The sequence below is a fragment of the Micromonospora sp. NPDC048868 genome (assembly GCF_043198195.1).
GTDB classification, from domain to species: domain Bacteria; phylum Actinomycetota; class Actinomycetes; order Mycobacteriales; family Micromonosporaceae; genus Micromonospora; species Micromonospora reichwaldensis.
In genome coordinates, this window is record NZ_JBICUN010000009.1 from 143767 (window position 1) to 161526 (window position 17760).

Genomic DNA, 17760 nt, shown 5'->3' on the forward strand with positions numbered 1-17760 from the left:
ATCCGATGGACGGTGTACTCGTCGTCAACTTCGCCGCCCTGCAACAGGCGAGCGTGGACATCCAGAAGGCGCTGAACGCGCTCGACTCGCAGCTCGGGCAGCTCGAACGGGACGCCGCCCCGCTCGTGGCGAGCTGGTCCGGCGAGGCCCTCCAGGCCTACGAGCAGCGGCAGCGCCGCTGGCGGTCGGCCTCGCAGGACCTCCAGGTCATGCTGCGCGACATCAAGCTCGCGGTGGACGACTCCGCTGCCGACTACCTCGACACGGAGAAGAAGAACGTCGGCCTGTTCCAGTAGGCCCCGCCCGGTGGTGGCGTCGATCGCGAGCCGGTCGGCGCCACCATCGGCCGTCCCGGGCAGCGCGACCGCCGACGGTGGACGACCCCGGACGCGACGGCCGTAGACCACCGGCCGGGTCAGGCGGGGCGACGGGTGCAGACCGCCGGCCGGGTCAGGCGGGGTCGGCCGGCCGCCAGCGGCGGCGGGCCCCGCGCGGCACGACGAGCGCCAGCAGCGCCGCCAGGGCCACCACCGCCCCGCTGGCCCCCGCCACCAGCAGCGCCCGGTCCCGGGCCGTCGCCCGGCGGGCCCGCTGCGCCAGCACCGCCGGTTCGGCCCGGTCGTCCGCGAGCGCGCTGACCTGGCGCGCCCGCTCCGACGTTCCCCCGGTCTCGGTGACCGCCCGGTACGGGTTCAGCACCCCCACGCCGTACCCGCCGCCGCCCCGACCGTCGCCCGGGGCGGGATCGGCGGTCGCCACGATCCGCTGCGCCACCTGCGCCGCGCTCAGCTCCGGCCGGTACTGGCGCAGCAGCGCGGCGGTGGCCGTCACGAAGGGCGCCGCGTAGCTGGTGCCCTCGGCCCGGTGGTGGCCCTCACCCGGGGCGGCCATCAGCACGTCGCTGCCCGGGGCGACCAGGTCGACGTACGAGCCGGTCTGGGAGAACGGTGCCCGTGCCCCGTCCGCCCCGATCGCGCCCACCCCGAGCACCCCGTCGTACGCGGCCGGGTAGGGCCGGGGGTCACCGGCGTCGTGCAGGTTCCCGGCGGCGGCCACCACGACCACGTCCCGGTCGACCGCGTAGCCGATCGCGGCCCGCACCGCCGGGTCGTCCGCGTACAGGACGACGGAGAGATTGAGCACGTCGGCGTCGTGGTCGACCGCCCAGCGGACGGCGCGGGCGAAGTCCCCGGCGCTGACCGTGCGCCCCGACTCCCGCCCCTCGACCACCTGCTGCTCGCTGACCCGTACCGGCAGGATCCGGGCGCCCGGGGCCAGCCCACGGAACGCCGTCCCGTCGCGGGGGACGGCGGCGATGATGCTCGCCACGCCGGTGCCGTGGCCGGCGCAGTCCCGGCTGCCGTCGCCGCCCGGGTCGAGCAGGTCGGTGCCGTCGAGCACCCGGCCGGCCAACTGCGGGTGCCGCCGGTCCACCCCCGAGTCGATCACCGCCACCGTCACCCCGGCGCCGGTGGCGAGCGGTGCCAGCCGCTCCGGGGCGTACCGCTGCTGGGGCCAGGGGCGCGCGGACACCGGCCGAACCGGGGCGAGGGGCGAGGCGCAGCCGGGGGCCGCACGCGCGGCGGCCGGCGCGGATGCGGACCAGCCGGCCGGCACCGGGCCGGGGGCGGACCCGGCCGGGCGGCCGGCGATCGTGGGGGCGGCCGGAACGGCGGTCAGCACCGCCGTCGTGAGGGCGGCGAGGAGCGGGCGTGAGGTGGACCGGGACATCGACCGCCTCCGTATCGTGTCGACTCCGGAACGGGATGTTAGCGCCTGTGGCGGCCCAGGGCGCACCGCCGCCGGCCAGCGATTGTGATCTTGCTTCTACCTTGTAGGTTGTACGCGATACCTATGGCCTGTTCGCGGGAGGAGGGGTGGCCGTGACCGAGTGGGAGCCGGCCACCGACGCCGAAGCGGCGATGCGTGACGCGCTACGCGCCAACGACCAACAGCTCTACTTCCGCGTCCTGGCCCGGACCGAACTGCTGCTGCCGGTCTCCGCCGAGGCGCTCGCGGGGACGGCGCCAGTGGGCTGGGGCACCTGGAGCACAGGTGGCCGTACCCACGTGCTGGCGTTCACCTCGGGAGCGGCGGTGCGCGCCTGTCTCGGCGAACACGGCGGTGCCGTCCGGCGCATCTCGTACGCCGATCTGTCCGACAGCTGGCCCAACCACGAGTGGTGGCTGGCGGTCAATCCGGGGCTGCCCATCGAGGGCTACCTGCCGGCCTGGTTCGTCGCCCAGCTCTCCCGGGGCGACGTCCGGCTGCCCGGCCGCACCATGGGTGCGCGGGCCCGGCTGGAACGCGTGGAGACGGCTGCCCGGGCGCGGGCCCAGGCCGCCGGTCAGGACACGTCGGGCGGGCCGGCGACCGGGCCGACCACCGGTGTGGCCCGGCCCGACGGCACGCTCCGGCCCGAGCCCACGGCCGCGTCGGCCACCGGCCGGATCCCCGCACCCGCCCGACCCGGCCCGGCCCACCCGCTTGTCCCGCCCACGCCCCCGGCGGACCACCTGGATGCGCGGCGTGGCGACCCGACGGCCGGCGGGCCCGCCCGGTTCGACGCCGTGGCGGCCCCCGACCGGCTCCCGCCGCCGCGCCCCGCGCCGCTCACCGAGCGCCCGAGGGGCCTGCCGACGCCCGACGCCCACCCCTCGCCGTCGACAAACGGTCGCCCGGCCGGGGAGGCCCCGGAGCGGCCGAACCGGTCGTTCTTCGAGCCGGCCTCCGGTCGCGCGGCCGCCCACCGGCAGGAGGCGCTGCGCTCGGGCGAGCGAGCGGTTCCGCCGTCCCGCCTCGCACCCGGCAGCCAGCCGTTCCCCCGCCGCCGGCCGCTCGGGGAGCCGGTACCGGGGGAGGCGACCCACCCGATCCCGAGCGCCCCGACCGGAGCGGAGCCGACCCACGCCTTCACGACGCCCGCCGGCGAGCCGACCCACGCGTTCACGGCGCCGACCGCGGAGCCGACCCACGCCTTCACGACGCCTGCCGGCGAGCCGACCCGCGCCTTCACGGCGCCGACCGCGGAGCCGACCCACGCCTTCACGACGCCTGCCGGTGAGCCGACCCACGCGTTCACGGCGCCGACCGCGGAGCCGACCCACGCCTTCACGACGCCTGCCGGTGAGCCGACCCGCGCCTTCACGGCGCCGACCGCGGAGCCGACCCACGCCTTCACGACGCCCGCCGGCGAGCCGACCCACGCGTTCACGGCGCCGACCGCGGAACCGACCCACGCCTTCACGACGCCCGGCGGGGAGCCCACCCGGGCCTTCGCGATGCCCGGCGGCGAGGCCACGCAGGTGCTGCCGCCGCGCGGACCCGGCGAGGACGCCACCCGGGACCTCCGGGGCCCCGCCCCGGATCCCGGGCTGCCACCACCGGCGTACGGCGCAGACCGACCGCAGCCGGCCGAGGACCTCACCCAGGCGCTGCCGCGCCGGCAGGCCACCCCCGAACCGGTCGGGCCGGAGCCGGTGGCGGACGCGGAACCGGTCTCCGGACCACCCGCCTCCCGACGCGGGTTCACGCCCATCGTCATCGAGGGCACCGTCATCGAGTCGCGGGACCTCACCGGGCCGCCTGCCCCCGAGCCGGCCCCGCCCGCCGAGGAGACCGTCTCGCTGTTCGAGCCGGTCCGGCGCCGCCGGGAACCGGTGACCGCCGCCACCGCCGACCCCGCACCGCCCGCGCCCGCCCACCCGTCGTCGCCGGCCGACACCGTGCGGTCCGCCGCCCCGTCGTGGTCCGGCGACGCCACCGCGTCCCTGGATCCGACGGTGTCCCTGGATCGGACGCAGCCGGTCGTGTCGTCGGGCGATGCGACGGTGTCCCTGGATCCGACGGTGTCCCTGGATCGGACGCAGCCGGTCGTGTCGTCGGGCGACGCGACCGTTTCTCTGGATCCGACGGTGTCCCTGGACCGGACGCAGCCGGTGGTGTCGTCGGGGTCGGGCGACGCCACCGTTTCTCTGGACCCGACCGTGTCTCTCGACCGGACGCAGCCGGTGGTGTCGTCGGGCGACGCGACCGTTTCTCTGGACCCGACGGTGTCCCTGGACCGGACGCAGCCGGTCGTGTCGTCGGGCGACGCGACCGTGTCCCTGGATCCGACCGTTTCCCTCGATCCCGGGCCGCCTGCCGACGCGGCGAGGCCCGGAGACGCGACCGTGTCCCTCGGATCCGGGCCGCCCGTCGACGCGTGGTCCGGGGACCCGACGGTGCCGACCAGCGTCGCCGCGCCCGCACCGGCGGCGGACGGCGCCGCCCGACAGGGGGCGGCGACCGACGCCGGCGTTCCCGACGCCGGGCCGGCGGAGGATCCCGGTCCGCCGGTCGCCGACGAGCCGGTCACCGCGCCCCTGACCGGGAGCGCGGACGTGTCGTCGGGTGCCGGTCCCGTGCCGGTCGACTTCGAGCCGGCCAACGAGGTCGAGGAGAACCTGCTCGACGCCGCAGGCGCCGGCAGCACCGACACCTTCCTGTCCACCCTGCTGCTGGCCCGCGTGCTGCTGCCGGTGGCGGCAGACTCCGCGCCGGGCAGCCGGCCCGGCGAGCCCGGCTTCGTCTGGCGTACGGAGGAACTCGACGGCGAGACGTTCGTGGTGGTGCACACCTCGCCGGAGCGGCTCGCCGACCACACCGACGCGACCGTCGAGACCATCGAGGTGAAGTTCGTCCAGTTGATCCGCCGCTGGCCGGACGAGTCCTGGTCGTTCGCGGTCAACCCGGGCACCCCCGTCGGGGCGAAGCTGCCCGGTGAGCAGATCGTCGGGCTGGCCAACTGGGCGGCGGAGGTGGGACTCGGCGACGACATCGAGACCGAGCCGCCCGCCGCCGAGGAACCGGTGAGCCGCCCCCGCTACGCCCCGCCCGCGCCCGACCCGGCGCGCCCGATCGTGATGCAGAAGGCGGTCGCCCCCAGCCAGCTCGCGTACTACCTGGAGCGGGGCTACGACCGGGTCTCCGGCTTCGTGCACCGGGCCGGCGAGCTGGCCCACCTGAACACCCCGGCGCAGCTGCACGACGCGCTCGGCCTGGGCTACCCGGATTCCCCCTTCGCCCGGGACGCCGGCGAGATCTACGTGCTGCGCTGGCCCGCGCACCGGCCGAGCCTCTACCGGATCCCGTACGGCGGGCAGAACGAGGCCGCCATGCGGGCCATGGAGGGCTGGGTCATCGAGCGCCCGCCGTTCCGGGGCAACGGGTTCGCGCCGGGCGAGAGCAGCGACGTGGTGGCCGAATTCAAGGTGGACAGCGCCCGGCTGCCGCACGGCGCGCAGCTGTGGCGGATCGGCGCGGACGGCACCGAACGGGTGGTCGCCATCCTCGACACGGACGCGCTGCGGTGGCGACAGGTCGGTGAGCAGTGACGCGCGACGGCTACGTGGCCCGCTGGAAGGGCCGGGAATACCTGGCGAGCCCGGACGGCGACGACGTCCGGCTCTACCAGCCGGAGCCGGGCGAGGGCTTCGAGGAGATCCGCCCCGGCCGCTACGTCCGGGTGCTGCCGGCCACCGAGCTCGACGACCTGGCGTACGTGCGGACCACCTGCACCTGGCAGGGACAGCCGTTCATCGTCCTCGGCGAGCACGACGGCTGGCTGCGGGTGGAGTACACGGGCGGACGCTGGCCGGTGGCCCGGGCGATGGGGCTGGAGGTCTTCGACTTCGGCGTCTACCAGGGCTGGGCGCCCGCCGCGGAGGTCGCCGACCTGCGCGAGCAGCGGGTCTGACTCAGGACTTCGCCCAGCGCAGGACCTCGCCCAGCACCAGGTCGCCGGCCTCCACGTGCGGGAAGTGCCCGATGTCGTCCAGGAGCCGCCACTCGTAGGGCGCCACCACGTACCGGCCGGAGCCCTGGGCGGTACGCGGCAGGGAGGCCTCGTCGAGCGCGCCGTGCAGCTGGAGGGTCGGCGTGATCAGCGGCTTCTGCATCAGCCGGACGAAGCGGTAGCCGTGCAGGCGGAGCACCGAGCGGAACGCCCAGCGGTAGCCCTCCAGGGCGCAGAACGCCGCCTGCGGGATGCGCATGGCCTCCCGGCACCGCTGGGCGTACGCCTCGAAGCCCGGCCCGTCGACCCAGCGTGGCCCGCCCCAGCGGCGCAGCATCTCCTCGACGGCCTCCGCGTCGTCGCGGGTCAGCACGTGCTCGTAGCGGGGCAGCTGGAACTTCAGGGTGGGCGTGGCGGCGGCGAACTGCCCGCGCGGATCGGCGAAGATCGCGGCCCGCAGCCGCAGCGGGTGGGGGGCGCCGAGCACCACCAGCCGGCGGACCAGCGACGGGTGGAACGAGGCCACCGTCCACGCGATCATGCCGCCGACGCCGGTGCCCACCACGGTGGCGGAGCGCTCGCCGAGGGCCCGGATCAGACCGGCGACGTCGGCCGCGAGGGTGTAGCCGTCGTACCCCCGGGGCGGCTTGTCGCTGGCGCCGTAGCCGCGCAGGTCGACCGCGACGGCCCGGAAGCCGGCGTCGGCGACGGCCGGCAGCATCTCGTGCCAGGCCCACCAGTGCTCGGGGAAACCGTGCAGGAAGAGCACCATCGGGCCGGTGCCGGCCTCCACGACGTGGAAGCGACTGCCGTTGGCGCCGACGAACCGGTGCGTCCACGGCCCCTCGGTGAGGACGCAGGACTCGTCGACGGGCCCGCCGCGCTGCTCGGTCATGGCAGACAGCCTAGGACCCCGGTGCCGCTCACCTCCGGGCCCGACCCCACGGGCCGCCGGGAGCGCCCGTGGAAAGGGCGATGCCCGGGCAGGTGACCTGCCCGGGCATCGCGTGGTGCTGGTGGTACGGGATCAGCGATCAGGAGATGCGGATCTTGGTGTTGAGGCCGTCCTTCTCCAGGACCTTGATCTTGGTGCCGGTGGCCGGGAGCTTGACGCCGTGGTTCGGCAGCTCCGGGAACCAGTACTGCTTGGTGTCGTCGAACAGCGGCTGCGCGGCCTGGCCACGGATGTACTGCGGCTGGCTGTTGAGGTGCAGCGTGAACGAGTCGGCCTTCTTCAGGCTGAACGGCGCGTCGTAGACCTGGACGCGGGACCGCCAGGGCTGGCCGGTCAGGTTGTAGATCGGCCGCGGGTGCGCGTCGATGATCAGGTTGCGACCCTCACCCGGGTGCGCGAACGTGTCGTTGTCCGCCCAGCGGGTGTTCCAGTAGGAGATCAGCAGACCCTCCTGGTACGCGTAGTGGTCCACGTAGTCCGGGCGGGTGTTCTGGTAGCCGAAGAAGTACGGGCCGGTCTTCAGGTACTTGTCGTACGAGATGTACTGCCGGGTGCCTGCGATGTAGTAGTTGTCGTAGGCCTTGGTGTAGCTCTCCTCGGCGGTCTCGAAGCCACCGGCGAGCGTCCAGCCCGCGGCACCGGTCTCGGCGCCGTCGGAGAGGACGGTCTGGCCGTCGGCCGTCACGGTGATCGCGTCACCGTAGAAGCCACCCTCGGAGACGCCGCCGTCGGTCTGGTAGCGCAGCCGGAACTGCGCGACCTTGCCCGCCGCCACGTCCATGGGGATGACGACGTCGACCCACTCGCCGTTGCTGCTGCCGTCGAGCGCGTAGCGACCGGCGGAGATCTCCTTGAGCGGCTGGCCGTTGGCCGTGCCGGGCAGGGTCACCCAGGTCTGGCCGCCGTCCAGCGACGCCTCGAAGAACAGGTAGTCGTAGTCGGCCTCGATGTTGTAGCGGCCCTTCATCGACAGCGACGCCGACGACTTCCCGGTGAAGTCCAGGGTCCGGGTCATCGTGCTGTTGAGGTCGTCCCGGTTGCCCGAGAAGAACTGCTTGGAGCCCTCGAACGGGGCGCCGTGCTCGAACGTGTACTCCCGCTGCGGGAGCACCACGACGACGCCCTGCGCCTCGTCGCTGTTGTACTCCTGCGGGCCGAGGGTCATGGTCCGCTTCTGCCCCGCGACGACCACCTCGTAGTCGAGCCAGCCGAGCTGGAGCTTGTTCCAGGCGCCGAGGTCGCCGCCCCGGTCACCGATGCCGGCGTCGTTCTTGGCGCCGAGCCGGCTCTGGGCCATCAGGGTCCAGTGCTCGTTGTTGTTGTCCCCACCACTGGTGACGTTGTAGTCGTCCGGCAGACCGAGGTCGTGCGCGTACTCGTGGTAGAAGACGCTCCGGCCACCGTTCTCGGGCTGGATGGTGTAGTCGCCGATCCAGAAGCCGGTGTTGCCGATCTGGGTGCCGCCGGCCGGGAAGTTGACCGGGCCGGTCGAGCCCTGGTCGGACGCGAAGGCGTACCAGCGGTGGCTCCAGATGGCGTCCTCGCCCTGGTACGGGTCACCGTCCGCCTCGTCGCCGCCCGAGTGGACGATCTGGAAGTGGTCGATGTAGCCGTCCGGCTCGTTGAAGTTGCCGTCCGAGTCGTGGTCGTACCGGTCCCACTGGTCCATCGCCTTGAGGTCGGCGGTGATCTGGGCGTCGGTGCGGCCGGCGGCCTTCTGGTCGGCGACCCACTGGTTGGCGGCGTCGCGGACCAGCGCCCAGGTGTTGGTGCAGACGTTGGAGGCGCACGGGTAGCCGCCGGAGCGGCCGTAGCGGGCCTCGTTGTACTTCACCTTCACCCAGTCGGTGACGGTGCCGTCCACGCTGTAGCGGCCCGAGGACTGTGCCTCGAAGTACTGCTTCACCGACTCGTCACCGGGGTTGGTGCCGAAGTAGAGCTTGCGGTAGTAGTCGGCGTTGTAGTCCGCCTGCCACACCGTGGAGTTGTCCACCGCCCGGTTGGGCTGGGGGATCTCGTTGTGCAGCGGCCCGTCGAACCGGGTCGGACCCGCGGTGTCCGGGTCGGTGTCCTGGTCCGGGTAGCTCGGGTGCCGCTCGTTGCCGAACTCGGCGAGGATGACGAAGATCCGGTCCGTCTTCTCCCGGGAGAGCTCGACGTACTGGTCCTCCGTCTGGGTGGCGGCGTTGGCCCGGGTCGAGCGGGCGTTGGCCCCCTCGGCCTGGGTCTTGCCGACCTTGACGACCGTGCTGCCGTTGACCTTCTGCGGCTTGATCCGGCCGGAGAGGACGTCGCTCAGACCCTCCTGGCGCAGGGCGCGACGCTTGTCCTCCAGCGGGTTCGGCAGGTCGTGGTCGACATGGGCTGGCTCGGCGACCGACGGAGCGGCCGTCGGCAACTTCGGCTGCGGCGCGGCGGTGGCGGACGAACCGAACGCCAGTCCTGTCGCCGTCAGCGAAAGCCCGAGCAGACCCACTGCGACTTTGCGCACGTGGTACCTCCGGTTTGAGGGAACCGGCCCAACGGGGGTACGGGCCGGTGCTACCGATCCCACTAGTGGGACCAATGGTGAACATAGACACTCGTGTGACCGGTGGGAAGATGTGTGCGTCGATTTGTTGCAAAGTTTTGTTGGGAATGCTTTTCACCGTCACATCCCGGCCGTTCACCAACACGGTGAGCAGGGCGAACGGCCCCACCTGGGGACAAAGAGACGGTTTTCGATAAGCGTGATCGCGTAACGGAAATGCGGGGCGGCGGCGGGCCCGTCGGCCGTCCCACGGGTGGTCCGTCGGGCCTTTACGACCGTCGGCGACGTGTACAGGCGGCGGGGCCCGCCCGGGGAGCACGGGTGCTCTCCGGACGGGCCCCGCCCGTTCTTCCGCTCGGCCTACCCTCGGTCAGTTCCTCGCGGGGGTGACGTACACCGTGGCGTACGAGTTGTCCCGGGCGGTGCGCTTGATGGTGATGGTCACGCCGTAGGACACCCCCTGGTCACCGGGGTTCCCGGTGCCCAGCACGATGGCGCCGCCACCCAGGGTGACCCCGTAGTAGGACGTCGCCGGCGTACCGTCCGGGTTGGTGACCCGGGTCGTGTACGGCGCGTTGCCCTTCGACGGGATGACCACGGAGGCGTCGTTGTCCCGCGCGTACGGCGAGCCGTCACGCATCTCGATGCCCGGGTACCAGGTCTTCGCGTCGGTGAAGCCCTTCACCGGCGCCTGCGGACCGAAGCTCGTGCAGTACTCGCTGTACGGCTCGTCCGCCGCCTCCAGGCACTCCTTGAACGGGTACGTGGGCTTCAGCGAGAAGGCCGCGTTCGCGGACTGCGGGCGGCTGGGCAGGTTGTCCAGCACCGACGGGTCCTTCACGGCCGCCTCGCCCTTGCGGCGGTACGGGTCGAAGTGCGAGTCGACGATCAGCAGACCGCCCTTGGCGCCGTAGCTGGGCAGCGCGGTCATCTGCGCCGTGGTGTGGTTGACGTCGCCCCGCTCCGTGTCCCGGTACCAGACCAGCATGCCCGGGGCGTTGTAGGAGACCCGGTCGACCTTCCACGCGTCGCGCGAGTAGATCGTGTCGTAGGTGTACTTGAGGCCCTTGTCGAAGCCGTCGAAGTTGCGCCACTCGGCCAGGTAGTAGTGCGCCTGGGTCGAGGTGCCGGTGTCGATGTGCCAGCCCTGGCCGGTGGTGTCGACGAAGCTGCCGCCCGTCGCCGTCCAGCCGTTGGCCCCGCCCTCGACGTCGTCGCTCCACGTGGTGGCGCCGCCGCCGGTCACCGAGAAGTCGTCGGCGAACCAGCCGCGCTCCGCGAACGCCTCGTCCGTGGCGTAGCGGAGCCGGACCTGCACGGTCTGCCCGGCGTACGCCGACAGGTCGACGTAGTCGTGCCGCCAGCCGTGCGTGTCACCGGTCAGGCCGTACTTCTTGTTGCCGAAGTCCACCATCCGACCGTTCGGGTCGGCGTAGCCGTCGTTCGTGGTGACGAGGTTGCCGGCCGCGTCGTAGACCTTCTGCTCGGTCCAGGTGGCGCCGCCGTCGGTGGAGAGCTCGACGAAACCGAAGTCCCAGTCGGCCTCGATGACGAAGTTGTTCCACATCCAGAACTTCGCGTCGGCCGCCGCCGGCACGGCCACCTGGCGGCTGATCTTGACGTCCGCCCAGTCCTGGTCGGCGCCCGAGTACCACATGTTCGCGCCGCTGTGCGGCGTCGCCAGCGTGATCACCTTGTCCGGCAGGTCGACCTTGATGCCGTCCTCGGTGCCGCGCGGGGTCCGCGAGGTCTGGCCGAGCTGGACGGCACGCGGGTTCGAGCCGGGCGCGAGAGTCAGCGGGTCGGCCCAGCCGAGCACCCACTTGTCCCACAGGCCCATGTGCGTCGGCAGCGCCTGGAAGATCTCGCCCGAGTGCGAGCCCGAGGCCATCAGGTCCCAGAAGTCGACGTCGGAGTCGGCGTTGCCGGAGGTGTCGTAGAGGTCCGGCAGGCCCAGGTCGTGGCCGAACTCGTGGGCGAAGACGCCGACGCCGGCGTCCTCCGGCTGCACGATGTAGTTCGAGACCTGGAGGTTGGTGCCGGGGATGGTGTAGCCGCCGGTCACCGTCGACGAGTGCGCCCAGACGGCGTACGTACCCTCGGCACCGCCGCCGCGGGACTTGCCCTGCCCGGCGTGCACCAGCACCAGGTGGTCGATCACGCCGTCCGGCTCGAAGAGGTTGCCGTCACCGTCGCGGTCGCCCTGGTCCTCGATGTCGTAGTCGGCCCACGGGAAGTTCGGGTCCGCCTGCGCGAGGGCGCCGATCGCGTCGGTGGCGAGCCGGCCCGCGCCCTGCGGGTTGTCCGGGTGGCCGTTCATCGACTGCTGGCGGCCGGGGACCCAGTTGCCGTTCTCGTCCTGGAAGCAGCGCGAGGCCGCGTACCAGCCCTCGGAGTGCGGCACGGTGATCCACGGGCTGGCCTGCCCGTCGACCGTGTACGCGCCCTTGGACATCTCCAGGTACATGTTGTGCATCGTGCGGCCGGTCAGGTCGATGCCCTGCCTGCCGTCGGGGCCCTTCAGGTCCTTGCGGACCCGCTCGGTGATGCCCTTCTTGGAATAGAGCATCTTGTCGTAGTGGGTGGGCGAGAAGTCCGGCACCCACATCGAGTTGTTGTCCTCGTGGGGCAGGTTCGCCGGGTTCGGGATCTTGTTGTGCTTCGGCCCGTTCTGCACGGTGCCGGGGACGCAGGTCCGGTCCTCGAAGACCGTCCTGGGGACCATGACGCCGGTGAAGTCGTCGTTGGCCTGGTCGTTGAACTCCACCAGCAGGGTCAGCAGCTTGGCGGTCTGGGTGCTCGGGGCCTTCTTGATCTGGCGCGGGCTCTTGCCCGTCATGATCGACTTGGCCTCGTGCCTCGCGAGCTGCCCGGCGGCGACCGGGTTGCCGCGGGCGTACTTGCGGTCGTAGGCGCGCGCCTCTTCGACCGCCGGGGCGTAGACGCCGCCCTTGCCCTTGACCTCGCGGCCGCTGCTGTCCGGCTGGACGGCGGGCTCGGCGTAGTTGATGTAGTGCTCGTCCGCCCCGATCGTGGCTCGGGCGGGGCCGGGCTCCGCCGCCGCCGCGCCACCGGTCACGGTCAGTGACGAGGCGGCGAGGGCGATGGCGGGCAGCGCGACGAGCAGGCGTCGACGCGACCCGGATTGCGGATTTCTGTTCATGCCGCTCCGTTTCTCGGGCATGGGGAGGAGGGAGCCGGTCGGTCTCCATCGATGCGACATCCATCGAACCGACCCGACGAGCGTGAACCTAGAACAGAAAACAGGGGAACGACAGGGGTCGACCTCTCCCTGTGACCGTTCAGCTTCACTCGGCTCACCCAACCGACCGATGTGACAGCACGCATCCGGCCGGTCGCACACCCGTAAGAAACGACGATGGGTGACGGTCCGCGAGGGACCGCCACCCATCTGGGCGTACGCCTGCGTCAGTCCTCGTCGGACTTGCCGCCGCCCATGCCGGACGAGATCAGGTCCATCACGGACGAGTCCTGGAGCGTGGTGACGTCGCCGAGCGAGCGGTTCTCCGCCACGTCGCGCAGCAGCCGGCGCATGATCTTGCCGGAGCGGGTCTTCGGCAGCTCCGGCACCAGCATGATCTGCCGGGGCTTGGCGATCGGGCCGAGCGTCTTCGCCACGTGGTTGCGCAGCTCGGCGATGAGCTTCTCGCCGGCCTCGCCCGCCGTGTCCGTGGTGCCGCGCGGGATGGCGAACGCGACGATGGCCTGCCCGGTGGTCGGGTCGGTCGCGCCGACCACCGCCGCCTCGGCCACCGACGGGTGGGAGACCAGCGCCGACTCCACCTCGGTGGTGGAGATGTTGTGCCCGGACACCAGCATCACGTCGTCGACGCGGCCCAGCAGCCAGATGTGCCCGTCGTCGTCCTTCTTCGCCCCGTCCCCGGCGAAGTACATGCCCTCGAAGCGCGACCAGTACGTCTCGATGAACCGGTCGTCGTCGCCCCAGATGGTGCGCAGCATCGACGGCCACGGCTCGCGCAGCACCAGGTAGCCACCGCCGCCGTTCGGCACCGACTGGCCCTGGTCGTCGACCACGTCGGCGACGATCCCGGGCAGCGGCGTCATCGCGGAGCCGGGCTTGGTCGCCGTCACGCCCGGCAGCGGCGAGATCATGATCGCCCCGGTCTCGGTCTGCCACCAGGTGTCCACGATGGGCAGCTCACCCCCGCCGACGTGCTGCCGGTACCACATCCACGCCTCGGGGTTGATCGGCTCACCCACGCTGCCCAGCAGCCGCAGCGAGGACAGGTCGTAACCGGCCGGGATGTCCTCGCCCCACTTCATCATCGTGCGGATGAGCGTCGGGGCGGTGTAGAGGATGCTGACCTTGTACTTGTCGACGATCTCCCAGAACCGGCCCTTGTGCGGGGTGTCCGGGGTGCCCTCGTACATGACCTGGGTGGCGCCGTTGGAGAGCGGGCCGTAGACGATGTAGGAGTGCCCCGTCACCCAGCCGATGTCGGCGGTGCACCAGTAGACGTCGGTCTCCGGCTTCAGGTCGAAGACCGCGTGCTGCGTGTACGACGTCTGGGTCAGGTAGCCGCCGGTGGTGTGCAGGATGCCCTTCGGGCGGGCCGTGGTGCCGCTGGTGTAGAGGATGAACAGCGGGTGCTCGGCGTCGAACGGCTGCGCGGCGTGCTCGGCCGGGGCGGTCTCCACCGTCTCGTGCCACCAGCGGTCCTTGCCCGACCAGGCCACCTCCTCGCCGGTGCGGCGCACCACCAGCACGTGCTCGACCGACGGGCAGTTCGCCACCGCCTCGTCCACGGTCGGCTTCAGCGCCGACGGCTTGCCCCGGCGGTAGCCGCCGTCGGCGGTGATCACCACCTTCGCGCTGGCGTCCTGGATCCGGTTGGTCAGCGCGTCGGCCGAGAAGCCGCCGAAGACCACGCTGTGCGTGGCGCCGATCCGCGCGCAGGCCAGCATCGCGACCGCCGCCTCCGGCACCATCGGCAGGTAGATCGCCACCCGGTCGCCGGCGGTGACGCCCAGGTCGGTGAGCGCGTTCGCCGCCTGACAGGTCAGCCGGTGCAGGTCGGCGTACGTGATGGTCCGGGTGTCGCCCGGCTCGCCCTCCCAGTGGATCGCGACCTTGTCGCCCAGCCCGGCCTCGACGTGCCGGTCCAGGCAGTTGTACGCCACGTTGAGCTGCCCGCCGACGAACCACCTCGCGAACGGCGGCTTCGACCAGTCGAGCACCTGGTCCCACTGCCGCGCCCAGGTGAGCCGCCCGGCCTGCCGCTCCCAGAACGCCAACCGGTCGGCGTCCGCGTCCGCGTACGCGTCGGCGGTGACGTTGGCGTTCGCGGCGAGTTCGGCTGGCGGCGGGAACTGGCGCGTCTCGTTCAGCAGATTGGCCAATGCCTCGCTCATGCCGTACTCCCTCGTCGCTCGGGTGACCTGCGTCTCTCTAGGGCACGAGGTTAGTCGGGGCCGCCGGCACGGGCGACCGCCGGTCCGGCCGACACGCGCCGAGCGGCCCCCACCGCGCGCCGGACGGCGACGCGGGCCGTCGCCTCGGCGCCATTTGTCCGGGCAGGCTCGCCGGCCGGACGCTCGCGGGGGTGGCACCTGTCGCTTCCGGGCGGCTCGTCGGCGGGGCGCGCCGGGCAGTCGATAGCGTGACGGGGTGACCGCTGACCCGCTCGCCCCGCTGCTCGCGCTCGCCGACGTCGCCCCCGCCGTGGAGCGGGCCCGCGAGCGGTTCGACCAGGCCCTGGGGCACCGCGCGCTGCGCCGGCACGGCGGCCAGGTCGCGGCCGAGGTCAGCCTCCGGTCCGCGGTGGCCAGCGCCGCCCTTGAGGGGTACGCCCGCGAGCGCGAGGCGGTCCGCGCCGGGACGGTGACCGAGCCGGTGGTGCAGGGCGCGCTGCGGGTCGCCGGGGCGCTGCCGGGGCTGTCCGAGCTCTGGCCGAAGGCGCCCCGGCAGGCGCTGGCCAGGCTGCACGTGCTCGCCGCCCGCGACGTCGTCGGTGAGGCCGAGCTGGGCCGTCCGGTGGCCGACCCGGTCGTCGCCGCCCGGCTGGACGGGCTGGCGGGGCTCGTCGCCGGCGGCACGAAGGTCTCGCCGCTGGTGCTGGCCGCCGTCGTGCACGGCGAGCTGCTGAACCTGCGCCCCTTCGCCGGGCCGTCCGGCGTGGTGGCCCGGGGCGCCGCCCGCCTGGTGCTGCTGTCCAGCGGGCTGGACCCGCGCGGCCTGCTCGCCGTGGACGTCGGCCACCACGAGCGCGAACCGGAGTACGTCGGCTCGGCCGGCGCCTTCGCCACCGGCACCCCGGACGGGCTGCGCTCCTGGCTGCGCCACTACATGGCGGCGGTGGAGGTCGGCGCGGACCAGCTCACCACCATCGGCGACGAGGTCCTCGCGGCGGCCTGAGCTGGCCTGCGCCGGCCCCTCCACGGGTTGCGCGCGGTCGCCGGGCCGAGCGGGTGCCGGCCGCGTGTCTCAGGCGGGGGCGGTGCGGGTGCGGCTCGCGGGCGGGTGGGCTCAGGCGGGTGCGGGGGCGGTGCGGGTGCGGCGGTGCCGGCCGTACCAGGCGATGCCGATGGCCACGCCGACGCCAACGCCCAGCGCCGCGGCGGCGACCGGGACGGCCGGGCGCTCGCGCAGCCGCCGCCCCAGCGGGATCGGGTGCCGGAACTCCAGCACCGGCCAGGAGTTCTCGACCGCGAGCCGGCGCAGCTGCCGGTCCGGGTTGACCACCGAGGGATGTCCGACGCACTCCAGCAGCGGCCGATCGCTGTACGAGTCGGAGTAGGCGTACGAGTCGGCCAGGTCGTAGCCGCGCTCGGCGGCCAGCTCGCCGACCGCGTCGACCTTGCTCGATCCGGCCGCGTAGAACTCGACCTCGCCGCTGTAGCGGCCGTCGACCACGCCCATCCGGGTGGCGATCACGTCGGTGATCCCGAGCAGCACGCCGATCGGGCGGACCATCTCCTCGCCGGAGGCGGAGACCAGGACGACGTCCCGGCCGGCGGCCTGGTGCTGCTCGATCAGGGCGGCGGCCTCGGCGTACACGTAAGGGTTGATCAGCTCGTGCAGCGTCTCCGCGACGATCTGGCGGACCTGTTCCACCTGCCAGCCCTTGCAGAGCGCGGCGAGGTAGTCCCTGGTCCTGGCCATGGTCTGCGCGTCGGTGCCGCCCAGCCGGAACATCAGCTGGGCGTACGCCGACTTGACCACGTCACGCCGGGTGATCAGGCCGTCCCGGTAGAACGGCCGACCGAACGCCAGGGCGCTCGACTTGGCGATGACGGTCTTGTCCAGATCGAAGAAAGCGGCACTTCGGCCCACGGCGCGAAAGTCTAGCCGGATGGTCTATGGTCGGCGGGTGCCCGGGGCCCGGCGACCCCTCGGACCTGCGGGCCGACCCTCCGCCACCCTCGCCCATCGTGATGATGGTCACACTCTGCGAACATTATTTCGCACGGAGTGGAGGAGACACCACTCGACGTATACAGGTCCGCTCAGGCAGACTTGCTGATGCGACGAGTGTTCACATCTCGTACGACAGGCAGACCCTCGGCGGTTGCACCCCCCGTGACCGCTGAGTGGGTTCGGCTCGACCCCCCCGGAGCCGAACCTTCGACGACCCCCGTCTCCCCCCGACGGGGGTCGTCCCTTTCCGGCGGGAGCGCTTCTACACAGGTCACAGGCCGTCTCGACCACCGCTGAGTCCACTTGTCCGAGGGCCAGGTTAGGGCCGGAGGCGACGAAGCCGCCGACGGGGCCGTGGGTTGGGCAGTGGAGCCATCCGGGACGTGCTCATAACGATTGAGTGTCGTTGACGTCGATCCGTCGCCTGCTCGCCGCGCCGACCGATCCGGCTCGCCCGGGTCGCTCTCGGCGTGCTGGCACAGGTGTCACGGCCAGGTTCTGGCCTCGGCGTCGAAGACCTCCGGCCGGCTCTCCACCGGCAGCACGCAGACCAGATGTCCACCGGGTACGCGCAGCACCTGGCACTCCTGCCACTGCGCGACCCGCGTGGCACCGAGGGCGACCAGGCGAGCCGTCTCGGCCTCGACGTCGTCGGTCTCGAAGTCGAGGTGGAATCGGGGCTCGTCGTCGACCTCCTGCACGGCGGTGACGAGCCCGGGCAGGGCGTCGTGCAGGCCGATGAACTGCGGGTACGACGGGTCGGGCTCGGCTGTGACGCCCAGGGCTCCCGACCAGAAGGCCGCCGCCCGGGCCGCCTCCGCACGAGGGGCGTCGATCAGGATGGCGTACACACGACTGCGATGCATGCAGCGCAGGCTATCGATTTGTACGGCCCGTCGGGCGCCCGCGACGCCCCGGCGGTAGGCGGAGTGTTTCGGGAGCTGGAAGGCGCTGCGACCCGTCGGGGGCCATAGCAGATCGACTCGTCCGGTGGGCGTTGTCCACAGGGCGCGCGGTTGTCCACAGGCTGTGGGGACGGGGCGGCGTTCGGGGTGGCGTCGGAGCAGGGTCACGGGTCAGCAACCCCGAGCCCGACCGCT

The 17760-nt window shown here is 72.6% G+C and carries 10 protein-coding genes and 1 pseudogene; 4 read left to right on the forward strand and 7 right to left on the reverse strand.

Translation table 11 applies throughout. The annotated features are described in order from the left end of the window. The first annotated feature begins 5 nt into the window (after positions 1 to 5). On the forward strand, positions 6 to 296 hold the full coding sequence (locus ACGFNF_RS16815) for a WXG100 family type VII secretion target (RefSeq protein WP_357576728.1): 291 nt from the start codon (positions 6 to 8) through the stop codon (positions 294 to 296). 154 nt (positions 297 to 450) lie between these two features. Here the strand turns inward: ACGFNF_RS16815 and mycP are convergent, their stop codons facing one another. Next, a complete protein-coding gene (mycP, locus tag ACGFNF_RS16820) occupies positions 451 to 1731 on the reverse strand; it encodes a type VII secretion-associated serine protease mycosin (protein WP_357576729.1) in 1281 nt (426 codons plus the stop codon). A 2684-nt stretch (positions 1732 to 4415) separates the two neighbouring features. Between mycP and ACGFNF_RS16825 the strand changes: the two are divergent. Continuing rightward, a pseudogene (locus ACGFNF_RS16825) lies at positions 4416 to 5375 on the forward strand (SseB family protein); the annotation flags it as partial. Beyond that, positions 5372 to 5737: a hypothetical protein gene (locus ACGFNF_RS16830; RefSeq protein ID WP_393168788.1), complete on the forward strand. Its 366-nt coding sequence runs from the start codon at positions 5372 to 5374 to the stop codon at positions 5735 to 5737. The pseudogene ACGFNF_RS16825 and the gene ACGFNF_RS16830, both read left to right, overlap by 4 nt. A 1-nt stretch (position 5738) precedes the next feature. Here the strand turns inward: ACGFNF_RS16830 and ACGFNF_RS16835 are convergent, their stop codons facing one another. From ACGFNF_RS16835 to acs, 4 genes are all read right to left on the reverse strand, one after another. After that, the gene (locus ACGFNF_RS16835) at positions 5739 to 6671 is read right to left on the reverse strand and encodes an alpha/beta fold hydrolase (protein ID WP_393168790.1); all 933 of its coding nucleotides are present in this window, start codon (positions 6669 to 6671) and stop codon (positions 5739 to 5741) included. A 139-nt stretch (positions 6672 to 6810) separates the two neighbouring features. After that, entirely contained in the window at positions 6811 to 9207 is a 2397-nt protein-coding gene (locus ACGFNF_RS16840) for an immune inhibitor A domain-containing protein (protein ID WP_357576819.1), read from the reverse strand. Positions 9208 to 9631: 424 nt separating this feature from the next. Further along, entirely contained in the window at positions 9632 to 12424 is a 2793-nt protein-coding gene (locus tag ACGFNF_RS16845; RefSeq protein ID WP_393168792.1) for an immune inhibitor A domain-containing protein, read from the reverse strand. 266 nt (positions 12425 to 12690) lie between these two features. Further along, positions 12691 to 14655: an acetate--CoA ligase gene (acs, locus tag ACGFNF_RS16850; protein ID WP_393168794.1), complete on the reverse strand. Its 1965-nt coding sequence runs from the start codon at positions 14653 to 14655 to the stop codon at positions 12691 to 12693. Between the two features lie 256 nt (positions 14656 to 14911). Here acs and ACGFNF_RS16855 point away from each other — a divergent pair, with 256 nt between their 5' ends. Further along, positions 14912 to 15658, forward strand: a complete 747-nt coding sequence (locus ACGFNF_RS16855; protein ID WP_311413667.1) for an oxidoreductase — start codon at positions 14912 to 14914, stop codon at positions 15656 to 15658. A gap of 111 nt (positions 15659 to 15769) precedes the next feature. Here ACGFNF_RS16855 and ACGFNF_RS16860 read toward each other — a convergent pair whose 3' ends face one another. Both ACGFNF_RS16860 and ACGFNF_RS16865 read right to left on the reverse strand, forming a co-directional pair. After that, positions 15770 to 16576 carry an HAD family phosphatase gene (locus ACGFNF_RS16860; RefSeq protein WP_151454927.1) on the reverse strand — a complete coding sequence of 269 codons (807 nt, stop codon included), beginning with the start codon at positions 16574 to 16576 and terminating at the stop codon, positions 15770 to 15772. Positions 16577 to 17145: 569 nt separating this feature from the next. Further along, complete coding sequence (locus ACGFNF_RS16865; protein WP_393168798.1) at positions 17146 to 17526, reverse strand: VOC family protein; 381 nt, start codon at positions 17524 to 17526, stop codon at positions 17146 to 17148. Between the last annotated feature and the right edge of the window lie 234 nt (positions 17527 to 17760).

Coding starts and splice junctions, on each gene's coding strand:
- ACGFNF_RS16845 (WP_393168792.1), bottom strand. CDS start 12,424: ATGAACAGAAATCCGCAATCCGGGTCGCGTCGACGCCTGCTCGTCGCG.
- ACGFNF_RS16865 (WP_393168798.1), bottom strand. CDS start 17,526: ATGCATCGCAGTCGTGTGTACGCCATCCTGATCGACGCCCCTCGTGCG.
- ACGFNF_RS16815 (WP_357576728.1), top strand. CDS start 6: ATGGACGGTGTACTCGTCGTCAACTTCGCCGCCCTGCAACAGGCGAGC.
- ACGFNF_RS16835 (WP_393168790.1), bottom strand. CDS start 6,671: ATGACCGAGCAGCGCGGCGGGCCCGTCGACGAGTCCTGCGTCCTCACC.
- mycP (WP_357576729.1), bottom strand. CDS start 1,731: ATGTCCCGGTCCACCTCACGCCCGCTCCTCGCCGCCCTCACGACGGCG.
- acs (WP_393168794.1), bottom strand. CDS start 14,655: ATGAGCGAGGCATTGGCCAATCTGCTGAACGAGACGCGCCAGTTCCCG.